The organism is Agrobacterium sp. LR_9 (genome assembly GCF_041954855.1).
Classification (GTDB): Bacteria; Pseudomonadota; Alphaproteobacteria; order Rhizobiales; family Rhizobiaceae; genus Agrobacterium; species Agrobacterium leguminum.
Window position 1 is genome coordinate 1 of sequence record NZ_JAVAYA010000039.1, and the last position, 16,849, is coordinate 16,849.

The following is a 16,849-nucleotide window of genomic DNA, read 5'->3' on the forward strand; positions in this document are numbered from 1 at the left end:
GCGGCTATGCCAGAACGGACACCGCGCCAAACTCCAGGCGTGGCAACCGCGCGAAATTGCCGGCCGGGTTGCCGTAGCCGACATTCACCATGAAGTTGACCTTGATCGCTGTGTCCGCGAAGAAGCCACCATCTTGGCTACGCTGTCGCGCGACATGTTGAAATGCTGCTGCTCGCCGCTGCGTCATCCCTTCGGAAACAGCCAGGCGAACCCACAGATAAAGTTCGACGGTATAGATCCCCTGTCCCTCCTGCGCTCATTGCAGAAAGAAAATAAGTGGCCGGTTTTTACTCCGCTTGCGGACGGATTATTCCGCTGCGACCGTGGCCGACTTTTCCACCGCCGAGGCTCACGTCACGCGAGGGTCTTGCTTTCCAGCGTCTCGGGCGGCTCGAAGAGGAGCGGATAGCTTATTCGAAGGCGCTTGCCACTGATCCCGCCTGCTACGAGGCCCGCCTGTTCAGCTTGGTGAGATCGATTCCGAACCAAGCAGCGCTTCCGGGGCTCGGAACCTTCCGTGTGGCCAGCCAGTTTTTGTCGGTGAAGCTAGAGGAACTGACCATGCCCAAGAAAATTTCGGCCCCCTCCAAGACGACCGACCCTAAAGAGCAGCCTGTCCGCCCTTCCGAGGACCAGGTGGCGCCCGCCGAGCCGGACGATCGCCAACATCCGCCGCGAGATACAAGAGAGACGCCGGCTCCGAACCCAAACGACAAAGGGCTTCCGAACAGGGCCCTGAATAAGTCGGAGACCGAAGGCTGACTTAAGGCGCGCGATCGGTAAGAGCGTCGGCTCCCCTCCTGCTCGACGCCATGCCCTGAATAACGTCCCAAGTTTGGGATCACCCACAGGTTTGCCCTCAATACTTGAGCAAATCAGCGCGTGAAACCTATGTGCCTGATTTAGTGCATTTCATGCGGTGGCCGCTAGTTCGATTCCCTTCAAGACCAAGGACTGGGGAGTTAATCATCGCAGGCATCCGATCTGCCGCTGAGGTGTACTGGCCTGTGGTTTTCATTTACGAATTCGTTTTCGGAAGCGACACCTTTGCAATGACATGAAATCCACGCGAGCAAATTAGGGGTCAAGTTCAACAGAAACCCTAAAACTTCACAAGTCCGGTTGGCAGACTGACTGCAGCCAGTTTGCAAAATCTCTGACTTTAGCTCGCGCTTCGTCTCGGGCTGGATAAAGCGCATAATATCCGTAACCGGTTTCGACTACTCGGGAGTAGGGTGTTACGAGCTTTCGTTCCTCTATATCGTCACGGAACGGGTTAGATCGCTCATGGCGACGCCCAGGCCACTAGCCGCTGCTGTAAGTGCGAAGTCCTGAGTATCGAAAACCTGCTGGGATGAGACTTGGAAGGAATACGCTCCGTGCGCCTGAAGGAAGAGGGTTCAGTCGCTTTGGCGGGGATTTGAGTGGATAAGTGTTTGTTTCCCCAAAGGGCGGCTCTCGGTCTGTCAATTCTGCTATTGATGCCCGAAAGCAGGGCGAGATCTTGCACACGTCTGGGGCACTAGCGCGCTGGGGGCGCGCTATGACGCAACATCACCATTTCGACATTCTGCGCCTTCATCTGTTCTTCAACCACAAGAATGGCGGCGCCCATGATGCCTGCGTCCGGGTCCGGCGGCGAGATCACCAATTCCAGCTCCCTCGTCGCCAGGGGAAGCGAGCGCTTGTAGACCAGCTCGCGTATGCCAGCCAGAAGGTGGTCGTTGGCAATTGCCAGCGTCCCGCCGATCACGATCATCTGCGGGTTCAGGATGCTGACGAGGCTTGTCATGACCTCGCCGAGAATGCGGCCGGATTCCCTGACGAGATGAATGGCAAGCGGCTGGCCAAGTTCGACCAGCCGGGTCACGTCGCGGGCGGTGTGCGCCTCAATGCCCTCTTTGCGTAACTCGCGTGCGATTGCCCAGCCGGCGGCGCGCGCTTCGACGCAGCCGATCTTGCCGCAGCGGCAGAGCGGTGCGGGTTCACGCGCGAACTGGATATGGCCGATATCGCCCGCCGCACCTTGCGCACCGCGATAAAGACGGCCTTCGGTAATGATGCCGCTGCCGATGCCCGTCCCCACCTTGACGAACACCATTTCGCTCACATTCGTCCGTCGCTGCCGATGGTCGCTCAATGCCAGAAGGTTCACGTCGTTTTCGGCGTAGACGGGAACACCGAATCTTTCTTCAAGATGTTGCCTGATTTCGAAATTGTCCCACCCGACCATCACGGAAGGACCGACGACCCGGCCGTTGGCGTAATCGACAGGGGCAGGCAGGCCAATGCCGATGCCCAGCACGTCGGCGGTTGTTTTGCCAATCTTCGATAAAAGCGCCTCGAACTGCTCTTCGATCCAGTTGAGAACCACAGCGGGGCCGCGCAGAATATCGAATGTTTCCGAGATTTCCGTCAGGATTCGCGGCTGCAGGTCGGTGACGGCGACGCGGATATGCTGCTCACCGATATCGGCGGAGAGGACGACAGCGAAGTCGCGGTTGAGATCAAGGGCGCGCGTGGGGCGTCCGCCGCTCGGAAGCGTTTCCTCCGTCTCGCGGATCAACCCCGCATCGATCAGGCCCGCGAGTTTCTGATGCACGGTCGCGCGCGAGAGGCCGGAAAGTTCGGTGAGGGCGCTGCGCGAACGGGCGCGACCCGAACCGACGAGCGACAAGAGCGCCGCGCTTGCCTTGATCGCGTTGAGATCGCCCTGCCATTCGCGAGGGGTAGATCCTTGTCCGGAGGTTGTGCTTGCCATTGCCGGTTTCCGTTCCTCACAGCGTCTTTTAGTGTCTGGCATGCGGCCGCGTGCCTGACGAGACTGCTTATCAACATTTGGTAGAAAATCCCCTTATAATCCGAAATCTCCGGTATTGCTCCTGATATATGTATAAAAAAATACAAAATGGTAATTAGATAATGTTGACAGTATGCATAATTGCGGTCAGTAATAATCGCGCCAAGACGGATTACGTCCTCCGGATGGGAGGGAGCGCTTGGTAATCTGGGAGGATTTCAAATGAAGTTTTTTGAAAAACCCGCTTCTGCGGGCAGTTTTGCCATGTCCGGACGTCTCGGCGCCGCAGCGCTCGCTCTGGGGGTAAGCCTTGCCTTCATTCCCTTGAACGCGCAGGCTGAAGACATCCTTATCGGCGTCATCACCAAAACGGAAGCCAATCCGTTCTTTGCCAAGATCCGCGAAGGCGCGACCTTGAAGGCCAAGGAACTTGGTGGCGTGAAGATCCAGAGTTTTGCCGGCAAGTTCGACGGTGACAATGAAAGCCAGGTGGCTGCCGTCGAAAACCTGATCTCTGCCGGTGCAAAGGGCATTCTGATGGTGGCGAGCGACACCAAGGCGGTGGTGCCGGTGGTGGAGCAGGCCCGTAAGGCGGGTATCCTCGTCATCGCGCTCGATACGCCGCTGGAACCTGCCGATGCCGCCGATGCGACCTTTGCGACCGACAACTTCAAGGCGGGCGAACTGATCGGCTCCTGGGCCGCCAAAACGGTCGGCGATGCTTCCAAGGCCAAGGTCGCCTTTATCGATGCGCTCGAAAACCAGCCGACGGTGGATGTCGCCCGCGATCAGGGCTTCATGAAAGGGTTCGGCATCGATCCCAAGGACGTGACGCGTTATCTGGATGAAGACGATGCGCGCATCGTGGGCCACCAGTGGGGGCAGGGATCGGAAGAGGGCGGTCGCACCGGCATGGAAACGCTCCTCCAGAAAGACAGCGATTTGAATGTGGTCTACACCATCAACGAACCGACCGCCGCCGGCGCTTATGAAGCGTTGAAGGCGACCGGCAAGCAGGACTCCGTCATAATCACCTCGGTGGATGGCGGCTGCCCCGGCGTTAAAAACGTGAAGGCGGGCGTCATCGGCGCAACGTCGATGCAATATCCGCTCAAGATGGCGTCGCTTGGAGTCGAGGCGATCGTTGAATATGTGAAGTCCGGCAAGAAGCCCGAGGCAAGCCCCGGCCTGCCGTTCTTCAATACCGGCGTCATGCTCGTCACCGACAAGCCAGTTGCCGGCGTTGACTCCATCACTTCCGATGAAGCGCTGAAGGCCTGCTGGGGCTGAGCAGCCTTTGACGCCCCCGTCCTCTCTAAGCCGCGGGGCGTCACTCCTGGCCAAGTCAGTTTCCGAATAAACACCGTCTGGCCACGCTTTTGAAAATTTGCCGTAACAGAACGCCGCACTTCCCTGCTGACGTGAAAAGGCGCTCCAACGTGTTTAATCCGTGCATCGCATTTTCCGGCAGCCGATCCTGTATCCGGGTTGAAGCCGCAGACCTGCGAAGGGTGTATCTCGATGACTGAACCCAGCAAACATGCTTCGACTGGTCCGGCAGGCTTTGAGGCCGGTTCGATAGCAAAAGAAACATCTCATGCCGTGTTCGAGGATCAGGACACGAGCCCGCTTCGCAGGCTGCAACGTTTCCTGCACGGCAATCCAACGGTGGTGCCGTTTATTGTTCTTGCAGCCAGCGTCGGGGTGTTTTCCATCATCGTCGGCTCACGGTTCTTTCAGCCTTTCAATCTTTCGCTCATCCTTCAGCAGGTCACCATCATCGGCATTATCGGCATCGCCCAGACGCTGGTGATCCTGACGGCGGGCATCGATCTGTCCGTCGGCGCCATCATGGTATTGACCTCAACGCTCATGGGCCGCCTTGCCATTACAGCCGGGTTGCCACCGGAACTCGCCTTCCTTATCGGGCTCGGCGGCGGGCTGGGTTGCGGCCTCATCAACGGGTTTCTCATAACCTATATGCGTCTTCCGCCATTCATCGTCACCCTCGGGAGCTGGAGCGTCTTCGGGGCGCTGAACCTCTGGTATTCCGGCAGCCAGACCATCCGTAGCCAGGAGGTGGCGGAGGTTGCACCGATCCTGCAATGGATGGGGGCGGCAATCCAGTTCGGTGGCGCGCGCATTACGCTCGGAACCGTGCTGATGCTCGCTCTCGCAGCTCTTGCCTGGTATGTGCTCAACCGCACCGCCTTCGGCCGCCATGTCTATGCGACAGGTGACGACCCGGATGCGGCGACGCTTGCCGGCATCGATACGCGTCGCGTGCTGCTGGCGGTTTATGCCTGTGCGGGTCTCATCTCCGCCATCGGCGCCTGGGCGTTGATCGGCCGGGTCGGCGCAATCAGCCCGACCTCCGGATCGACTGCCAATCTGGATTCCATCACCGCGACGGTGATCGGCGGAACATCGCTGTTCGGCGGGCGCGGCACCATCATTGGCACCCTGATCGGCGCGCTGATCGTGGGGGTCTTTAGAAACGGCCTTGCGCTCGCGGGCCTCGATGCGCTGTGGCAGGAATTCGCGGTCGGTATTCTGATCGTGGCGGCCGTCGGCGTCGACCAGTGGCTCCGGAGGGTTTCGGCATGACAGGCGAACTTGCGCTCGAAGGTCGCGGCCTGACCAAACGATACGGCAATGTCGTTGCACTCAACGGTGCGGACTTCGAATTGCGCCGCGGCGAAATTCTCGCCGTGATCGGTGACAACGGCGCCGGAAAATCCACCCTCATCAAGGCGCTTGCCGGTGCAGTGATACCCGACAGCGGCGAAATCCGGCTGGAAGGCAAACGTGTCGATTTCAGAACGCCGATGGATGCGCGCTCCGCCGGCATCGAAACGGTGTTTCAGAACCTTGCCCTTTCGCCGGCGCTGTCCATCGCCGACAATCTTTTCCTCGGGCGTGAAATGCGTGTGTCCGGCATCAGCGGTTCGGTCTTTCGCCTGCTGGACCGCGTCCGCATGGCGAGCGAAGCGCGACGGCACCTGTCGAGCCTCGGTCTGATGACGGTGCAGGACATTCACCAGAGCGTCGAAACGCTGTCAGGCGGGCAGCGGCAAGGCATTGCCGTCGCGCGTGCCTGTGCGTTCGGTGGGCGGGTCGTCATTCTCGATGAGCCGACCGCAGCTCTCGGGGTCAAGGAGTCCCGCAAGGTTCTCGACATGATCCTTAGCATTCGCGACAAGGGTCTGTCGATTGTGCTTATCAGCCACAACATGCCGCATGTGTTTGAAATCGCCGACCGTATTCACATCCACAGGCTCGGCAGGCGGGCGGCCGTCGTCAATCCGGGAGACGTCACCATGTCGGATGCCGTGGCGATCATGACCGGTGCCATGGCTGCTGCCAGTCCGACAGCGTGAAGAACGGCAACGTGAAGAACGGCAGTGTTTCAGTCCCACCCAATTGCGAGATCCCATGCCCCTGAATGATGCCCACACCATATTTGCAAGCAGTCGCGAGGGGGCGTGAGATCATGACCGATACCTATATGATCGGCATGGATTTCGGTTCGGAATCGGCGCGCGGCATTCTCGTCAATGCCCGCACCGGCGCGCAGGAAGGCCACCATGTCCATCCGTATCGTAACGGCATTCTGACGCATTCGCTGCGCGGTCGAAGCCTGCCCGCCAATTTCGTGCTCCAGGTCGCAGACGACTACACGGAAGCCGCCGAGATCATTCTGTCGGCGCTCGGCAAGGGCCGCAACGTGGAAGGGATAGGTATCGATTTCACCGCGTCTTCCCCTATGCCCGCACGCGCCGACGGCACGGCGCTTTCGGTGCTTTATCCGGATGAGCCGCATGCCTATGTGAAGCTCTGGAAACATTCGGCGCAGGCTCATGCCGATGCGATCAATGCTTTGGGCGGCGATTATCTTGGAAACTTCGGCGGGAAGCTCTCCGGCGAATGGATGCTTGCCAAGGCGGCGCAAATGCGCGCTGAAGCACCCGCTTTGTGGGCCGAAACCGGGCGCTTCATCGAGGCGGGAGACTGGCTGGTCTGGCAACTGACCGGCAACGAGGCGCGAAGCCTCGACTTCGCCTCCTACAAGGCGCAATTTTCGCGGGAAACCGGCTATCCGGAAGACGTGGTGCCGGGGCTTGCGGACCGTCTTTCGAAACCGCTTCAGGTTGGTAGTCCCGCCGGTTCCCTGACGCCGGAATGGCGTCGCCGTACCGGGATTACAGGCGACGCCGTCGTTGCGGTTTCGGTTATCGACAGCCATGTCGTGCTGCCTGCGGTCGGCGCGGTCGGTCCCGGTGTTTTTGTCGGCGCGCTCGGGACCTCTGCCGGTTTTCTCATTCTGGACGGCGAGAAACGCGGTCTGCCACAAGGGCTCGAAGGGGCTGCTTTCGGTGCCGCCCTGCCGGATTTGTGGTGTTATGAGGCGGGGCAGGCGGCGTTCGGCGATATGCTGGCTTGGTATGTGAAAACTTTCCCGCGCGATGAAGACCTTTCCCGCAACTTCGCCCTGCACAATGAGGCGGCGCAGGCGGTCAGTCCGGGCGGGGGCGGTGTTCTCGCGCTCGACTGGTTTGCGGGAAACCGCATTCCGCTGGCCGACTCCATGCTGTCGGGATTGCTGGTGGGCCTCAGCCTGAAATCGACCTCGGCCGGAATCTACCGGGCGCTGATCGAGGCGCTGTGTTTCGGCACGCGATCCATTCTGGACATGGCGATAGCGGGCGGCGTGCCGATCAGCCGTATCGTGATGACGAGCGGTCTGGCCCGCAGCAATCCGTTTCTGGTGCAGATGATGGCGGATGTGTTCGGGCGCACGATCGAGGTGCCTGATGTGGAGAACCCGACGGCGCTCGGCGCGGCAATCCATGCGGCGGTGGCGGCGGGGATCGTTGGCTCTTTTGCCGAAGGCGCAGAAAGGCTCGGTGCGCGCAGCCTTCGCGAATTTGTGCCGAACCTGCACCATTTCGAAAAATACGAGACGCTTTATGCCGAATATCGCCGGCTTGCGGCGGACGAGGAGCTCCGGCGGGCCATGCGCTCGCTTCATCTGTTTGCCGCACGCCAAAATGCACATTCGCAACCGCAGTCGTCGAACGCCGAGGCGGCACAGTGAATTTGGCGATGGGAGCGGCGGTTCGTCAGGTCAGTGGCGCAGGGGCAGCGGGCGAAACCAGCGTCACCTTACACTCCGTAGCTTTGAGTGAGGTCATCGCATCCTGCGAAATGCCGTTATCGGTGATGACCTCATCTATCTGCGAAATATCCGAAAGCGTGCAGAAGCCGGGCGCCGCGAATTTCGAGCTGTCGACCAGGAGCACGGTCCTGCGGGCCGCGGCGATCATGGCACGCTTGAGCGAAGCCACTTCCAGCGAGGTTTCCGTCAGCAGCGTGCCGGTTACGGCCGAAGCTCCCGTCATGCAGATATCGGCATGCAGCGTTTTGATGAAGCTTTCTCCCGGCTCGCCAGCAAGATGGCGGTGCCCCGGCCGCACCGTGCCGCCCGGCAGGATGGTGCGCCAGGATTTGATGTCGGCGGCGAAATCGGCGATCTGCAGACTGTTGGTCACTACCGTTAATGGAAGGTCGCGTTCGGCGGCGGCCCGCACCGCCTCCATCACCGTGGAAGAGCTGTCGAAAATGACGCTGTCGCCGGCACTCAGCCGCTCCGCCGCCTCGCGGCCTATCGCAACCTTTTCCGCGTGCTGAAGCGCGGCGTTGACCGTCATCTCTCGTTCGAAGGTTGCACGCATCGGCTGCAACAGATGCGCGCCGCCGTGGGTGCGCTCGAGATAGCCTTTTTCCACCAGATGCTCGAGATCACGCCGCACGGTCGATTGCGATCCGCCGATCGTATCCGCGAGCTCCTGAATGCCCGCCGCGCCATTGATGCGCAGGTGCTCCAGAATGAGCGCCCGTCTTTTGGCGGGAACCATATCAACACGCTTGCTCGAAGACTCCATACAATCACCCGGTTTTCGGCCCGCAAAAACGCGCCGATTCTCTCCAATGTCGGTCAAGCTCTACCAAATCGTGTATCCGCAATCCACCGCAACGATTGTGCCTGTCATGGCGCTGGCGGCGTCCGAAGCCAGAAACAAGATGGGCGCGGCGATCTCATCGGGCCTTGCGACGCGCTTCATCGGCGTCATCTCCATCCAGACCGGCATCAGGGTTTCATCTGAAAAGCCGCCGCGCGACATGACGGTGTCGACATAGGTGGGTGCAACGCAATTGACCCGAACGCCGCGCTCCGCCCATTCGCCCGCGAGGCAGCGCGTCATGTGGTGAACGGCGGCCTTGGCGGTGTTATAATGCACCTGCCGCTGCGGCTTGTTGGAAATCAGTCCGGACATCGAACCGAGAGTGACGATGGAGCCGTGTCCACGCGCCAGCATAGGCCGGGCGAATTCACGGCATGACCAGTAAGCGCCGTTGAGATCCACATCCACCACCTTCAGCCAGACCTCGTCGCTCATCTCTTCGCCCGGTGTGTCCGGCCAGGCGATGCCCGCATTGGCGATCAGGATGTCGACGGCGCCGAAGCGGTCGTTGGCGGCCCGCGCGGCCTCGGCGACGGCCTTCGCATCCGTTACATTGAGCTGCATCGCATCCGCCGCATGGCCTTGTGCCTTGAGTTCCGAGAGACCCGCCTCCAGCACCTCGGCATTCATATCGGAAATGATGACATGCGCGCCTGCTTCCGCCAGCGCTTGCGCCGTCGCGAGGCCGATGCCGCGCCCGCCGCCGGTGATGAAGGCGGTTTTTCCATCCAGACGAAATCGTTCGAGAAACATCGTTTTTCCTTCAGGCCTGTTTGAGGGCGGCGGGTGCGGTCGCGACGCCGGGATTTCCGAGAACGAGAAGGCATCCGGCCGTGAAACTGTCGCCGAGGCCAAGCGTGGTGGCGGGCTTTTCAACATAGGGCGAGGCGCAGGCAACAAAGGTCCAGCGGCCTTTCCGCACGCGATTGTCGAAGGGTAACGCGTGGAACTGCGCCAGCGCATCGGTACGGATCGCGTTTGCCGGCTCCCCATTGGCAGCCCGGGCGCTGGCAATGGCGCATCCGGCCATCAGCGCCAGTTCCTCCTCGTCGGGGTCGTTGCGTGTCACAGCGGCCGCCCAGGTGTCGGCATGCACGCAGACGCGGTCTATATCCAGCCGGTCTCCGAGAGCGATCAGCGCCTCCATCGGATGCTGGGCTGTGCCATCCATTGCCAGCAGTTCCGAATGGCTCATGCCGAGCGAACTGATTGCACCTGTCGCGTGATCGAGGAGCTCGCTTACGGCGTCCTGCGAAGCATAACCGGCAAGCTCGAAATGCACCGTCTTCAAGCCCGCATCCATCCAGTCGCGGCTCAGCGCAAAGACATGGCGGGCGGCGGCACCGACATTTTCCGCGGCCTCGTCGTTGAGGCCGGACAGAAGGCCGGCGGCGGCGGTGGAGGCGCGCTTTCGTGATACCGCCTCAAACGCCGCATCATGCTGGATACCGCGATCACAGAAACGTACGATGATGCGTGTCGAACGATTGGGTATGAGCGCACCGATTGGCTTGCCCGCCGTGAATTCGAAGATGAATATTTCGGGAATATGCCGTTCTGTCGGCGTCACTTCCGCCGCTGTTTTCAGCGCATTGCCCTCGGCCAATAAAACGCCCGGTGGGATCTGGCGAAGCTGTTGCTCATGGCGATCCTCCAGCGCCACCAGAGACGCGACGCCGAGCCGCGAAAGCACCCAGGCGGCCTGCGGACCGGTGCCGCCCAGCGCGTAGCGAACATCGAGATGATCGCGCAGCCATTGCGGGCCGTCCACCCAGTCAGCGCGTACTTCACCGCCGATACCCTTTGCGGCGCGCGCCAGCAACATGGCGGCGAATTGACCGGCCGGCGTTTCGGCTGGGGCATCGAGAAGCGGCTGCATATTGTGCATGTCGACCCGTGCATCGACACAGGTGGACATGCCGCACAAGAACAGCCCCGCCCGCGAAAGCGCCGATGTTCCAATCGGGCCGGAGCGCGGATCGGCGAGCGCGACATAACGCTCCCCCCAGTCGCCTGTAAAAACGTCACCCATAGCCGAGTATCTCCTCCTCACGCGGCAATGATGTCAATTGCTACCATTATCTCTCAAATCGTCAACGTGATTTTGTGCTGAAAATGCTATTTTGCCAGAATTTGCGCAATGCAGCGCATTTTTAAAGCGGCGCAGCACATGTTTTGCGCATGCGAACGTCTTTGGTGGCATATTGACCGCTGGTTTGCCAAAAATAAAGACATTTCAAGCGGGTGGGCTGACGCCCATTGTAGCGCTGATGTTTTGTCGATGTGGTATGAAAAGACGCTGGAAGACGTCTGGATGGGCAATTTAAAATATTGATTTCTTTTTATAAAACTCCAACGTCGGAAACTTTTAATCCCATCCTTCGGTCAAGAACATGGGGTGAGAAATCTTCATTTAGAGAGAAAAAGATAGCTATTGACAGAATATGAGAAGTGGCCGTTTATAAATGCAAGTCTGCGGTCGCAATCGAAGCGCTGGCAGCCGAACTCCAACATTCATTGAGGGCTACGATGGTCACGAGACTCGACAGAAAACTGGCGAATATTCGCGCAGGGCGTTACAAACCGACTGATTTTATCATTGCCGATGCGAAGGACAGCGATGTCGGCGCGGGTGTCTCCGCCACCGGTTTCGATTATTCCGTCAAGCCGCCCCGCCGTCGCACCCGCCAGGAATTCATCACCCAGATCGAGGAGATCATCGATCAGGATGTGGTCGATATCATGCTGGTGTCGCAGTCCAATCTCGATCTGCTGGACGAGCGCGGAGCGTTTTCCGGCAGCGAGGTGAAACCTGCCATTCGCGGCAATCTCGAAAGCATGTGCTGGGGTGGCGTGCGGCATGGCACCTATACACAGTCGCCATCCGTGCCGTTCCGCGATACGGGCCTTGCCCGCGCCATCGCCAACTATCCGACTTCGGGCACCGATCTCTGCCTTTATTCGGTGTGCTTCACCAACGATCTCGACCGCGACATATGCACGCTGAAAGCTTTCGCCGAGTTCCGTGCCGAAGCATCGAAGCACAATTTCAAATATTTCTATGAGGTCTTCAACCCGAACATCGATATCGGTCTGACGCACGAGCAGACCGGCGAGTTTGTCAATGACCACATCATCAAGTCACTGGCGAGCGTGCCGCGTGTCGAACGGCCGCTGTTTCTCAAGATGCCCTATAACGGGCCGAGGGCGCTGGAGGAACTCGCCTCGTTCGATTCCGAGCTGATCGTCGGCGTGCTTGGCGGCGGAGCGGGTACCACCCGCGATACGTTCGAGCTGGTGGCGCAGTCGGAGCGTTACGGTGCGCGGCTCGCGTTGTTCGGGCGCAAGATCAATCTGGCTGAAGCGCCGCTCAATCTGATTGTGCTGATGCGCGCGGTTGCCGACGGCGCCCTGAAGCCGGAAGAGGCGGTTCGCGCCTATCATGGCGAGCTGCAGACACTGGGGCTTTCCCCGGTACGCCCGCTCGCGGACGACCGCGTCATTACCGAGGACGTGCTGAAAGCGGCGGCGGCCAAGGCGGCCTGACAGCTGCCGGGATTTCGAGTGAACGCGGCTCTGGGGAGGGCCGCGACAAAATCGGGCGGCAGGTCCGCCGGCGTCTTTAAACAATGCGTCTTTAAACAATAAAGGGAGGAATATGATGAGGAAGACGTTGTTTCTTGCAACGACAGTTCTGACTGCCGTTCTGTCCGTTGCTGTCGCGAGTGCTGCGCAGAAAGAAGTGACCGTATGGTCATGGTTCGTGCAAAGCACCATGAAGAAGTCGATCGCGGCCTTCGAGAAGGCCCATCCAGACGTGAAGGTGAACTATACCTATTACAATTATTCGCCGGAATATATCACGGCGCTGAAGGCGGCGGCGGCATCCGGGAGTTTGCCTGACATCATCGGCCTGCAGCCGGGGTCCCTCACACAGCAATATCGCGATAATCTCGAGCCCGTAAACGACCGCGCCGCCAAACAATGGGGTGCAACATGGGAGGAGAAGATTTTCCCCGTCAACCGCAAACAGATGTTGATGGGCAATCCCGCCGGCGACAAGAATTTCTACATCATTCCCCAGGAATCGCAGGTTCTGTGCATCTGGTACAACCGCAAGCTCTTCGAAAAACACAATATCGCTGTGCCGAAAACCTATGCGGAACTAAAGGCTGCCGCCGAGACGCTGAGCGATAACGGCCTCATCCCGATGTTTCAGGGTGCTGCGGACGGCTGGCAGAACGAAAACGTCTTCCTGATGCTTGCCAACCAGTTTTCCCCCGGCATCGTCGACAAGGCGCAGGCGGGTGAAACGCCGTGGACCGCGCCGGAGCTGGTGGCCGCCATGAAGGCGTGGAAGGGCCTCTTCGATGACGGCATCTTCCAGCAGGGTGCGCTTGGCGCGCATGCCTATCCGACCGGCGCGCAGCTCTTCGCACAGGGCAAGGTGGGCATGATGGCGCTTGGCTCCTGGTGGATGCAGGAAAGCAAGTTCCCGCCGCCGCTCTCCGAATATGTGCAGAACATGGACGGGTTCGACTTTTTCTACATGCCTCCCGTCAAGGAGGGCAACAAGGCAAGCCCGCCGGTCGGCGGCATCGACATCGGTTACGGCCTGACGAAGAATGGCGGCAAGAATGACGCCGCATGGACCTTCCTTGCCGAGCTGACCAACGGCGTCGGTTTGCAGGAGGCGCTGAACGACCTGAACGATCTCCCGGCCTTCGAGGGCCATACGCCGAAGGGCGATATTACCGACCACGTCAAGCAATTGTCGGCGCGGTTCATGGCAGATCTGCCCAAGGCTGAAAACCAGCGCTTTTCTTCGCCGGCCGTGGCCGAGGCGCTGGACAACGCCCTGGCGGGTGTAGCCGCCGGCAGCATCGAAGCCGAGGCTGCGCTGGCCAAGGTGGACGAGGCGACCAAAAAGGCGCTCGCGTCCAAGTGACAGGCGGCCTCAAGATGCCGGGCGCTGCCAAATGCGCCCGGCGGGTTGAAGCGCATCGACCACGACAAGACCTCCCAGGTGCGCTTCAACACCTTTCGATGCCGTTTCGTTTGATGGCGGCGTGATTATCAATCGGTGAGAACCCATGCGTGCAGAAGTTTTAAGGGCCGGCGCTACGCCTGTTATCATTGAACGCAGCAGAGCTTCGAGGACGTCCATGCTTTATGTCTTCGCCCTTCCTGCCGTTCTGCTGTTCGTCGTTTTCATTGCCTATCCAATCCTCTGGGTGACGGGACAGAGCTTCTATGCGGCTTCCGGCGAGGCACGCAGCTTTGCGGGATTTTCGAATTATGCCACGGTTCTTGGTGACCCCACCTTCTGGATCGTCGTGCGCAACATGGCGCTCTGGGGTGTCATCACCATTCCGGTCCAGATGCTGGTGGGCGGGGTGCTCGCCTGGTTCATCGAACGGCACACGGACCGGCTGCGCGGATTCTTCCGCACCATGTTCTTCCTGCCTGTCGTCACCTCCGTTTCGGTGGTCAGCCTTGTCTGGGTGCAGATTTACGCACCCTATTACGGCATCGCGCAGGAATATCTGAAATATGCCGGCATCGTCATGTCGACATCGCCGATCGGCGATCCCAAAACGGCGATCTATGCCCTCATCGTTGTCAACATCTGGCAATGGACCGGATTTTCCATGCTGATGTATATCGCCGGCATCGCCAACATGCCGTCTGAGGTGCTGGATGCGGCGCGCATCGATGGCGCGAAGGGTTGGAAACTCGCCGCCCATGTCGTGGTTCCCATGCTGGCGCCCGCCACGAAATCGTTGCTGCTTCTCGGCGTCATCGGCACGCTCCAGACCTTTCCCATCGTGCATCTAATGACAGGCGGCGGCCCGAACCGGGCAAGCGAGGTTTTCGGCACCTTCATCTTCAAGCAGAGCTTTGTGCTGGGCGATACCGGCAGCGGTGCGGCGCTTTCCGTGATCGTTCTTGTCGTTGCGCTTGGCCTCTCGCTGCTGCAGATCGCAGCACTCGGCGCGCGGCTGACGCCAGCCGGAAAGGATCGGTCATGACGGCTTTTGCCCGCAACCGCGCACGCGGCCTTCTCATTCATGCGGTGCTGTTCATCGTGCTCGGCCTCTGGATGGTCCCGCAGGTCTATATGCTGTCCGTCGGCTTGCGAACGCCGGCGCAGGCTTTCGACGCCGCGCTCTTCACATGGCCGGTGACCTTCGACAATTTCATCACCGTCATCCGCGACAATCCGCTCGGTGGCATCTTTCTGAATAGCTTGATCGTCACTGTCGCGACGGTGGCGATCGTGGTCGCCGTATCCTCGCTTTTTGCCTTCTCCATCGCCATCCTTCGGCTCAAAGGCACGCTGTTTCTCTACACCACGCTTCTGACCACGCTGATGGTGCCGCTCGCTTCGATGGTGTTGCCACTTGCCATTCTCCTGAAGAGTTTCGGTTGGGTGAACACCTATATCGGCCTCATATTGCCCTATGCCGCCCTCGGCGTGCCTTTTGCCATGGTCATCCTGAAATCCTTCATGGAGGACGCGCCGCGTGAACTGTTCGAGGCGGCCAAAGTGGACGGCTGCAACGCGTGGCAGACCTATTGGCATGTGGCGCTGCCGCTGGTGCGCCCGGCGCTGGTCTTTGTCACCATCTGGCAGTTCATCGTCACTTGGAACGAGTTTTTCCTGGCGCTGATCGTGCTGACGAAAAGCGAGATGAAGACGCTCACCATCGTCCCGATGCAATATTCCGGCCTCTACATGGCAAATCCCGGCGCGCTGTTTGCGGTGCTGACGCTGATCGCGCTTCCCCTCATTCTTCTTTATGTGCTGGTGCAGCGCGCCTTCGTGCGCGGCCTGACTGCCGGCGCGGTGAAAGGCTAGACCCATGGCGACGCTTTCGATCAACAAAATCACCAAGGCCTTCGGCAGCCTGACGGTCATTCCCGAATTGTCGCTGACCATAGAAGATGGCGAATTCTGCGTGCTGGTCGGCCCCTCGGGCTGCGGAAAATCCACGCTGCTGCGCATCATTGCCGGGCTGGAGCCGATCAGTTCGGGCCGCGTGCTGGTGGATGGCGCGGATATGAGCGATGCCGAGCCGCCAGAACGCGGTGTGGCCATGGTCTTCCAGTCCTATGCGCTCTATCCGCATATGGATGTTGCCCGCAACATCGGCTTCGGGCTAGAAATCGGCCGAACGCCCACAGCTGAAATTGGCGAGCGGGTAGGCCGTGCGGCCGGGAAACTGCGGCTTTCGAGCTATCTGAAACGCAAGCCGCGCGAATTGTCCGGCGGTCAGCGCCAGCGTGTCGCCATCGGTCGGGCGATGACGCGCAAGCCGAAGCTTTTCCTGCTCGATGAACCGCTTTCCAACCTCGATGCGGCCCTGCGTGTCGGCATGCGGGTGGAGATTGCGCGGCTCAAGGCGGAACTCGGCTGCACGATGATCTATGTCACGCACGATCAGGTGGAAGCGATGACGCTTGCCGACAAGATCGTCGTCATGAATGGCGGCCGCATCGAGCAAATCGGCTCGCCGCTTGCGCTTTACCAGCGTCCCGCCAATCTTTTCGTCGCGGGTTTCATCGGTTCGCCCGCCATGAACCTTCTGAAAGCGCGCGTCGTCTCAGCCGCAGAAGGCATCGCCACCGTGTCTCTCGCCGCCGGTCCCTCCCTCGATATTGCGGTTTCAAGGCCGCTTGAGCCTGGCGACACCGTGACCCTCGGCATCCGCCCCGAACATATTGCAATCGGCGACGGACAGGGCGGACAGTCCTATTCGATGAAAGCGACGATGGTCGAACTGCTCGGCAGCGATACTTTCATCCATGTCCGCGAGGGTGAGGAAACCATCACCATAAGAGACAGTCTTGGCCGCATAGCGCGTGCGGGAGACCGGATAGCCGTGTCGTTCCCCGCCGCCACCTGCCATCTGTTCGATGCGAATGGGCAGAGAGTGTCGCGGGATATGAAGACCCCGGGAGAGACTGAACCGGTGCGGATCAATTGAAACATTGTGAAGGGTGCGGAATCTTCGGCGCC

General features: G+C 60.0%; 15 protein-coding genes. 11 read left to right on the top strand and 4 right to left on the bottom strand.

Annotated features, from left to right (window positions below):
* On the top strand, positions 1-409 hold a 409-nt coding region (locus RAC79_RS24495; protein ID WP_374997626.1), incomplete at its 5' end, for a hypothetical protein.
* A 1,113-nt stretch (positions 410-1,522) separates the two neighbouring features.
* Here RAC79_RS24495 and RAC79_RS24500 read toward each other — a convergent pair.
* Complete coding sequence (locus RAC79_RS24500; protein ID WP_374997627.1) at positions 1,523-2,761, bottom strand: ROK family protein; 1,239 nt, start codon at positions 2,759-2,761, stop codon at positions 1,523-1,525.
* 261 nt (positions 2,762-3,022) lie between these two features.
* On the opposite strand from RAC79_RS24500, the gene RAC79_RS24505 reads away from it, so the two are divergent.
* From RAC79_RS24505 to RAC79_RS24520, 4 genes are all read left to right on the top strand, one after another.
* The gene (locus tag RAC79_RS24505) at positions 3,023-4,090 is read left to right on the top strand and encodes a substrate-binding domain-containing protein (RefSeq protein WP_374997628.1); all 1,068 of its coding nucleotides are present in this window, start codon (positions 3,023-3,025) and stop codon (positions 4,088-4,090) included.
* Between the two features lie 231 nt (positions 4,091-4,321).
* Positions 4,322-5,407, top strand: coding sequence for an ABC transporter permease (locus RAC79_RS24510; protein WP_059756474.1), 1,086 nt, complete (start codon positions 4,322-4,324; stop codon positions 5,405-5,407).
* Entirely contained in the window at positions 5,404-6,180 is a 777-nt protein-coding gene (locus RAC79_RS24515) for an ATP-binding cassette domain-containing protein (protein WP_374997629.1), read from the top strand. Before RAC79_RS24510 ends, RAC79_RS24515 begins: the two co-directional genes overlap by 4 nt.
* A gap of 113 nt (positions 6,181-6,293) precedes the next feature.
* The gene (locus RAC79_RS24520) at positions 6,294-7,898 is read left to right on the top strand and encodes an FGGY-family carbohydrate kinase (protein WP_374997630.1); all 1,605 of its coding nucleotides are present in this window, start codon (positions 6,294-6,296) and stop codon (positions 7,896-7,898) included.
* Positions 7,899-7,923: 25 nt separating this feature from the next.
* Here the strand turns inward: RAC79_RS24520 and RAC79_RS24525 are convergent, their stop codons facing one another.
* Genes RAC79_RS24525 through RAC79_RS24535 form a run of 3 tightly spaced genes read right to left on the bottom strand, consistent with a single transcriptional unit; the run spans position 7,924 to position 10,858 of the window.
* Positions 7,924-8,745 (bottom strand): DeoR/GlpR family DNA-binding transcription regulator, encoded by an 822-nt coding sequence (locus RAC79_RS24525; protein WP_003504407.1) that lies wholly within the window; start codon positions 8,743-8,745, stop codon positions 7,924-7,926.
* A 60-nt stretch (positions 8,746-8,805) separates the two neighbouring features.
* Positions 8,806-9,579 (bottom strand): SDR family NAD(P)-dependent oxidoreductase, encoded by a 774-nt coding sequence (locus RAC79_RS24530; protein WP_003521609.1) that lies wholly within the window; start codon positions 9,577-9,579, stop codon positions 8,806-8,808.
* Positions 9,580-9,589: 10 nt separating this feature from the next.
* Positions 9,590-10,858: an ADP-dependent glucokinase/phosphofructokinase gene (locus RAC79_RS24535; protein WP_374997631.1), complete on the bottom strand. Its 1,269-nt coding sequence runs from the start codon at positions 10,856-10,858 to the stop codon at positions 9,590-9,592.
* A gap of 108 nt (positions 10,859-10,966) precedes the next feature.
* Between RAC79_RS24535 and RAC79_RS24540 the strand changes: the two genes are divergently transcribed.
* The 6 genes from RAC79_RS24540 (at position 10,967) to RAC79_RS24565 (ending at position 16,817) form a co-directional block, all read left to right on the top strand.
* Entirely contained in the window at positions 10,967-11,161 is a 195-nt protein-coding gene (locus RAC79_RS24540) for a hypothetical protein (protein WP_374997632.1), read from the top strand.
* A gap of 194 nt (positions 11,162-11,355) precedes the next feature.
* A complete protein-coding gene (locus RAC79_RS24545; RefSeq protein ID WP_374997633.1) occupies positions 11,356-12,372 on the top strand; it encodes a hypothetical protein in 1,017 nt (338 codons plus the stop codon).
* Positions 12,373-12,487: 115 nt separating this feature from the next.
* Positions 12,488-13,774: an ABC transporter substrate-binding protein gene (locus RAC79_RS24550; protein ID WP_374997634.1), complete on the top strand. Its 1,287-nt coding sequence runs from the start codon at positions 12,488-12,490 to the stop codon at positions 13,772-13,774.
* A 217-nt stretch (positions 13,775-13,991) separates the two neighbouring features.
* Positions 13,992-14,858 carry a carbohydrate ABC transporter permease gene (locus tag RAC79_RS24555; protein ID WP_374997635.1) on the top strand — a complete coding sequence of 289 codons (867 nt, stop codon included), beginning with the start codon at positions 13,992-13,994 and terminating at the stop codon, positions 14,856-14,858.
* Positions 14,855-15,688 (top strand): carbohydrate ABC transporter permease, encoded by an 834-nt coding sequence (locus tag RAC79_RS24560; RefSeq protein WP_374997636.1) that lies wholly within the window; start codon positions 14,855-14,857, stop codon positions 15,686-15,688. The genes RAC79_RS24555 and RAC79_RS24560 overlap by 4 nt, the downstream gene beginning before the upstream one ends.
* Before the next feature lie 4 nt (positions 15,689-15,692).
* Complete coding sequence (locus RAC79_RS24565; protein ID WP_374997637.1) at positions 15,693-16,817, top strand: ABC transporter ATP-binding protein; 1,125 nt, start codon at positions 15,693-15,695, stop codon at positions 16,815-16,817.
* Positions 16,818-16,849 lie beyond the last annotated feature (32 nt).

Coding starts and splice junctions, on each gene's coding strand:
- RAC79_RS24550 (WP_374997634.1), top strand. CDS start 12,488: ATGAGGAAGACGTTGTTTCTTGCAACGACAGTTCTGACTGCCGTTCTG.
- RAC79_RS24535 (WP_374997631.1), bottom strand. CDS start 10,858: ATGGGTGACGTTTTTACAGGCGACTGGGGGGAGCGTTATGTCGCGCTC.
- RAC79_RS24530 (WP_003521609.1), bottom strand. CDS start 9,579: ATGTTTCTCGAACGATTTCGTCTGGATGGAAAAACCGCCTTCATCACC.
- RAC79_RS24565 (WP_374997637.1), top strand. CDS start 15,693: ATGGCGACGCTTTCGATCAACAAAATCACCAAGGCCTTCGGCAGCCTG.
- RAC79_RS24515 (WP_374997629.1), top strand. CDS start 5,404: ATGACAGGCGAACTTGCGCTCGAAGGTCGCGGCCTGACCAAACGATAC.
- RAC79_RS24560 (WP_374997636.1), top strand. CDS start 14,855: ATGACGGCTTTTGCCCGCAACCGCGCACGCGGCCTTCTCATTCATGCG.
- RAC79_RS24540 (WP_374997632.1), top strand. CDS start 10,967: ATGCAGCGCATTTTTAAAGCGGCGCAGCACATGTTTTGCGCATGCGAA.
- RAC79_RS24510 (WP_059756474.1), top strand. CDS start 4,322: ATGACTGAACCCAGCAAACATGCTTCGACTGGTCCGGCAGGCTTTGAG.
- RAC79_RS24500 (WP_374997627.1), bottom strand. CDS start 2,761: ATGGCAAGCACAACCTCCGGACAAGGATCTACCCCTCGCGAATGGCAG.
- RAC79_RS24525 (WP_003504407.1), bottom strand. CDS start 8,745: ATGGAGTCTTCGAGCAAGCGTGTTGATATGGTTCCCGCCAAAAGACGG.
- RAC79_RS24555 (WP_374997635.1), top strand. CDS start 13,992: ATGCTTTATGTCTTCGCCCTTCCTGCCGTTCTGCTGTTCGTCGTTTTC.
- RAC79_RS24505 (WP_374997628.1), top strand. CDS start 3,023: ATGAAGTTTTTTGAAAAACCCGCTTCTGCGGGCAGTTTTGCCATGTCC.
- RAC79_RS24520 (WP_374997630.1), top strand. CDS start 6,294: ATGACCGATACCTATATGATCGGCATGGATTTCGGTTCGGAATCGGCG.
- RAC79_RS24545 (WP_374997633.1), top strand. CDS start 11,356: ATGGTCACGAGACTCGACAGAAAACTGGCGAATATTCGCGCAGGGCGT.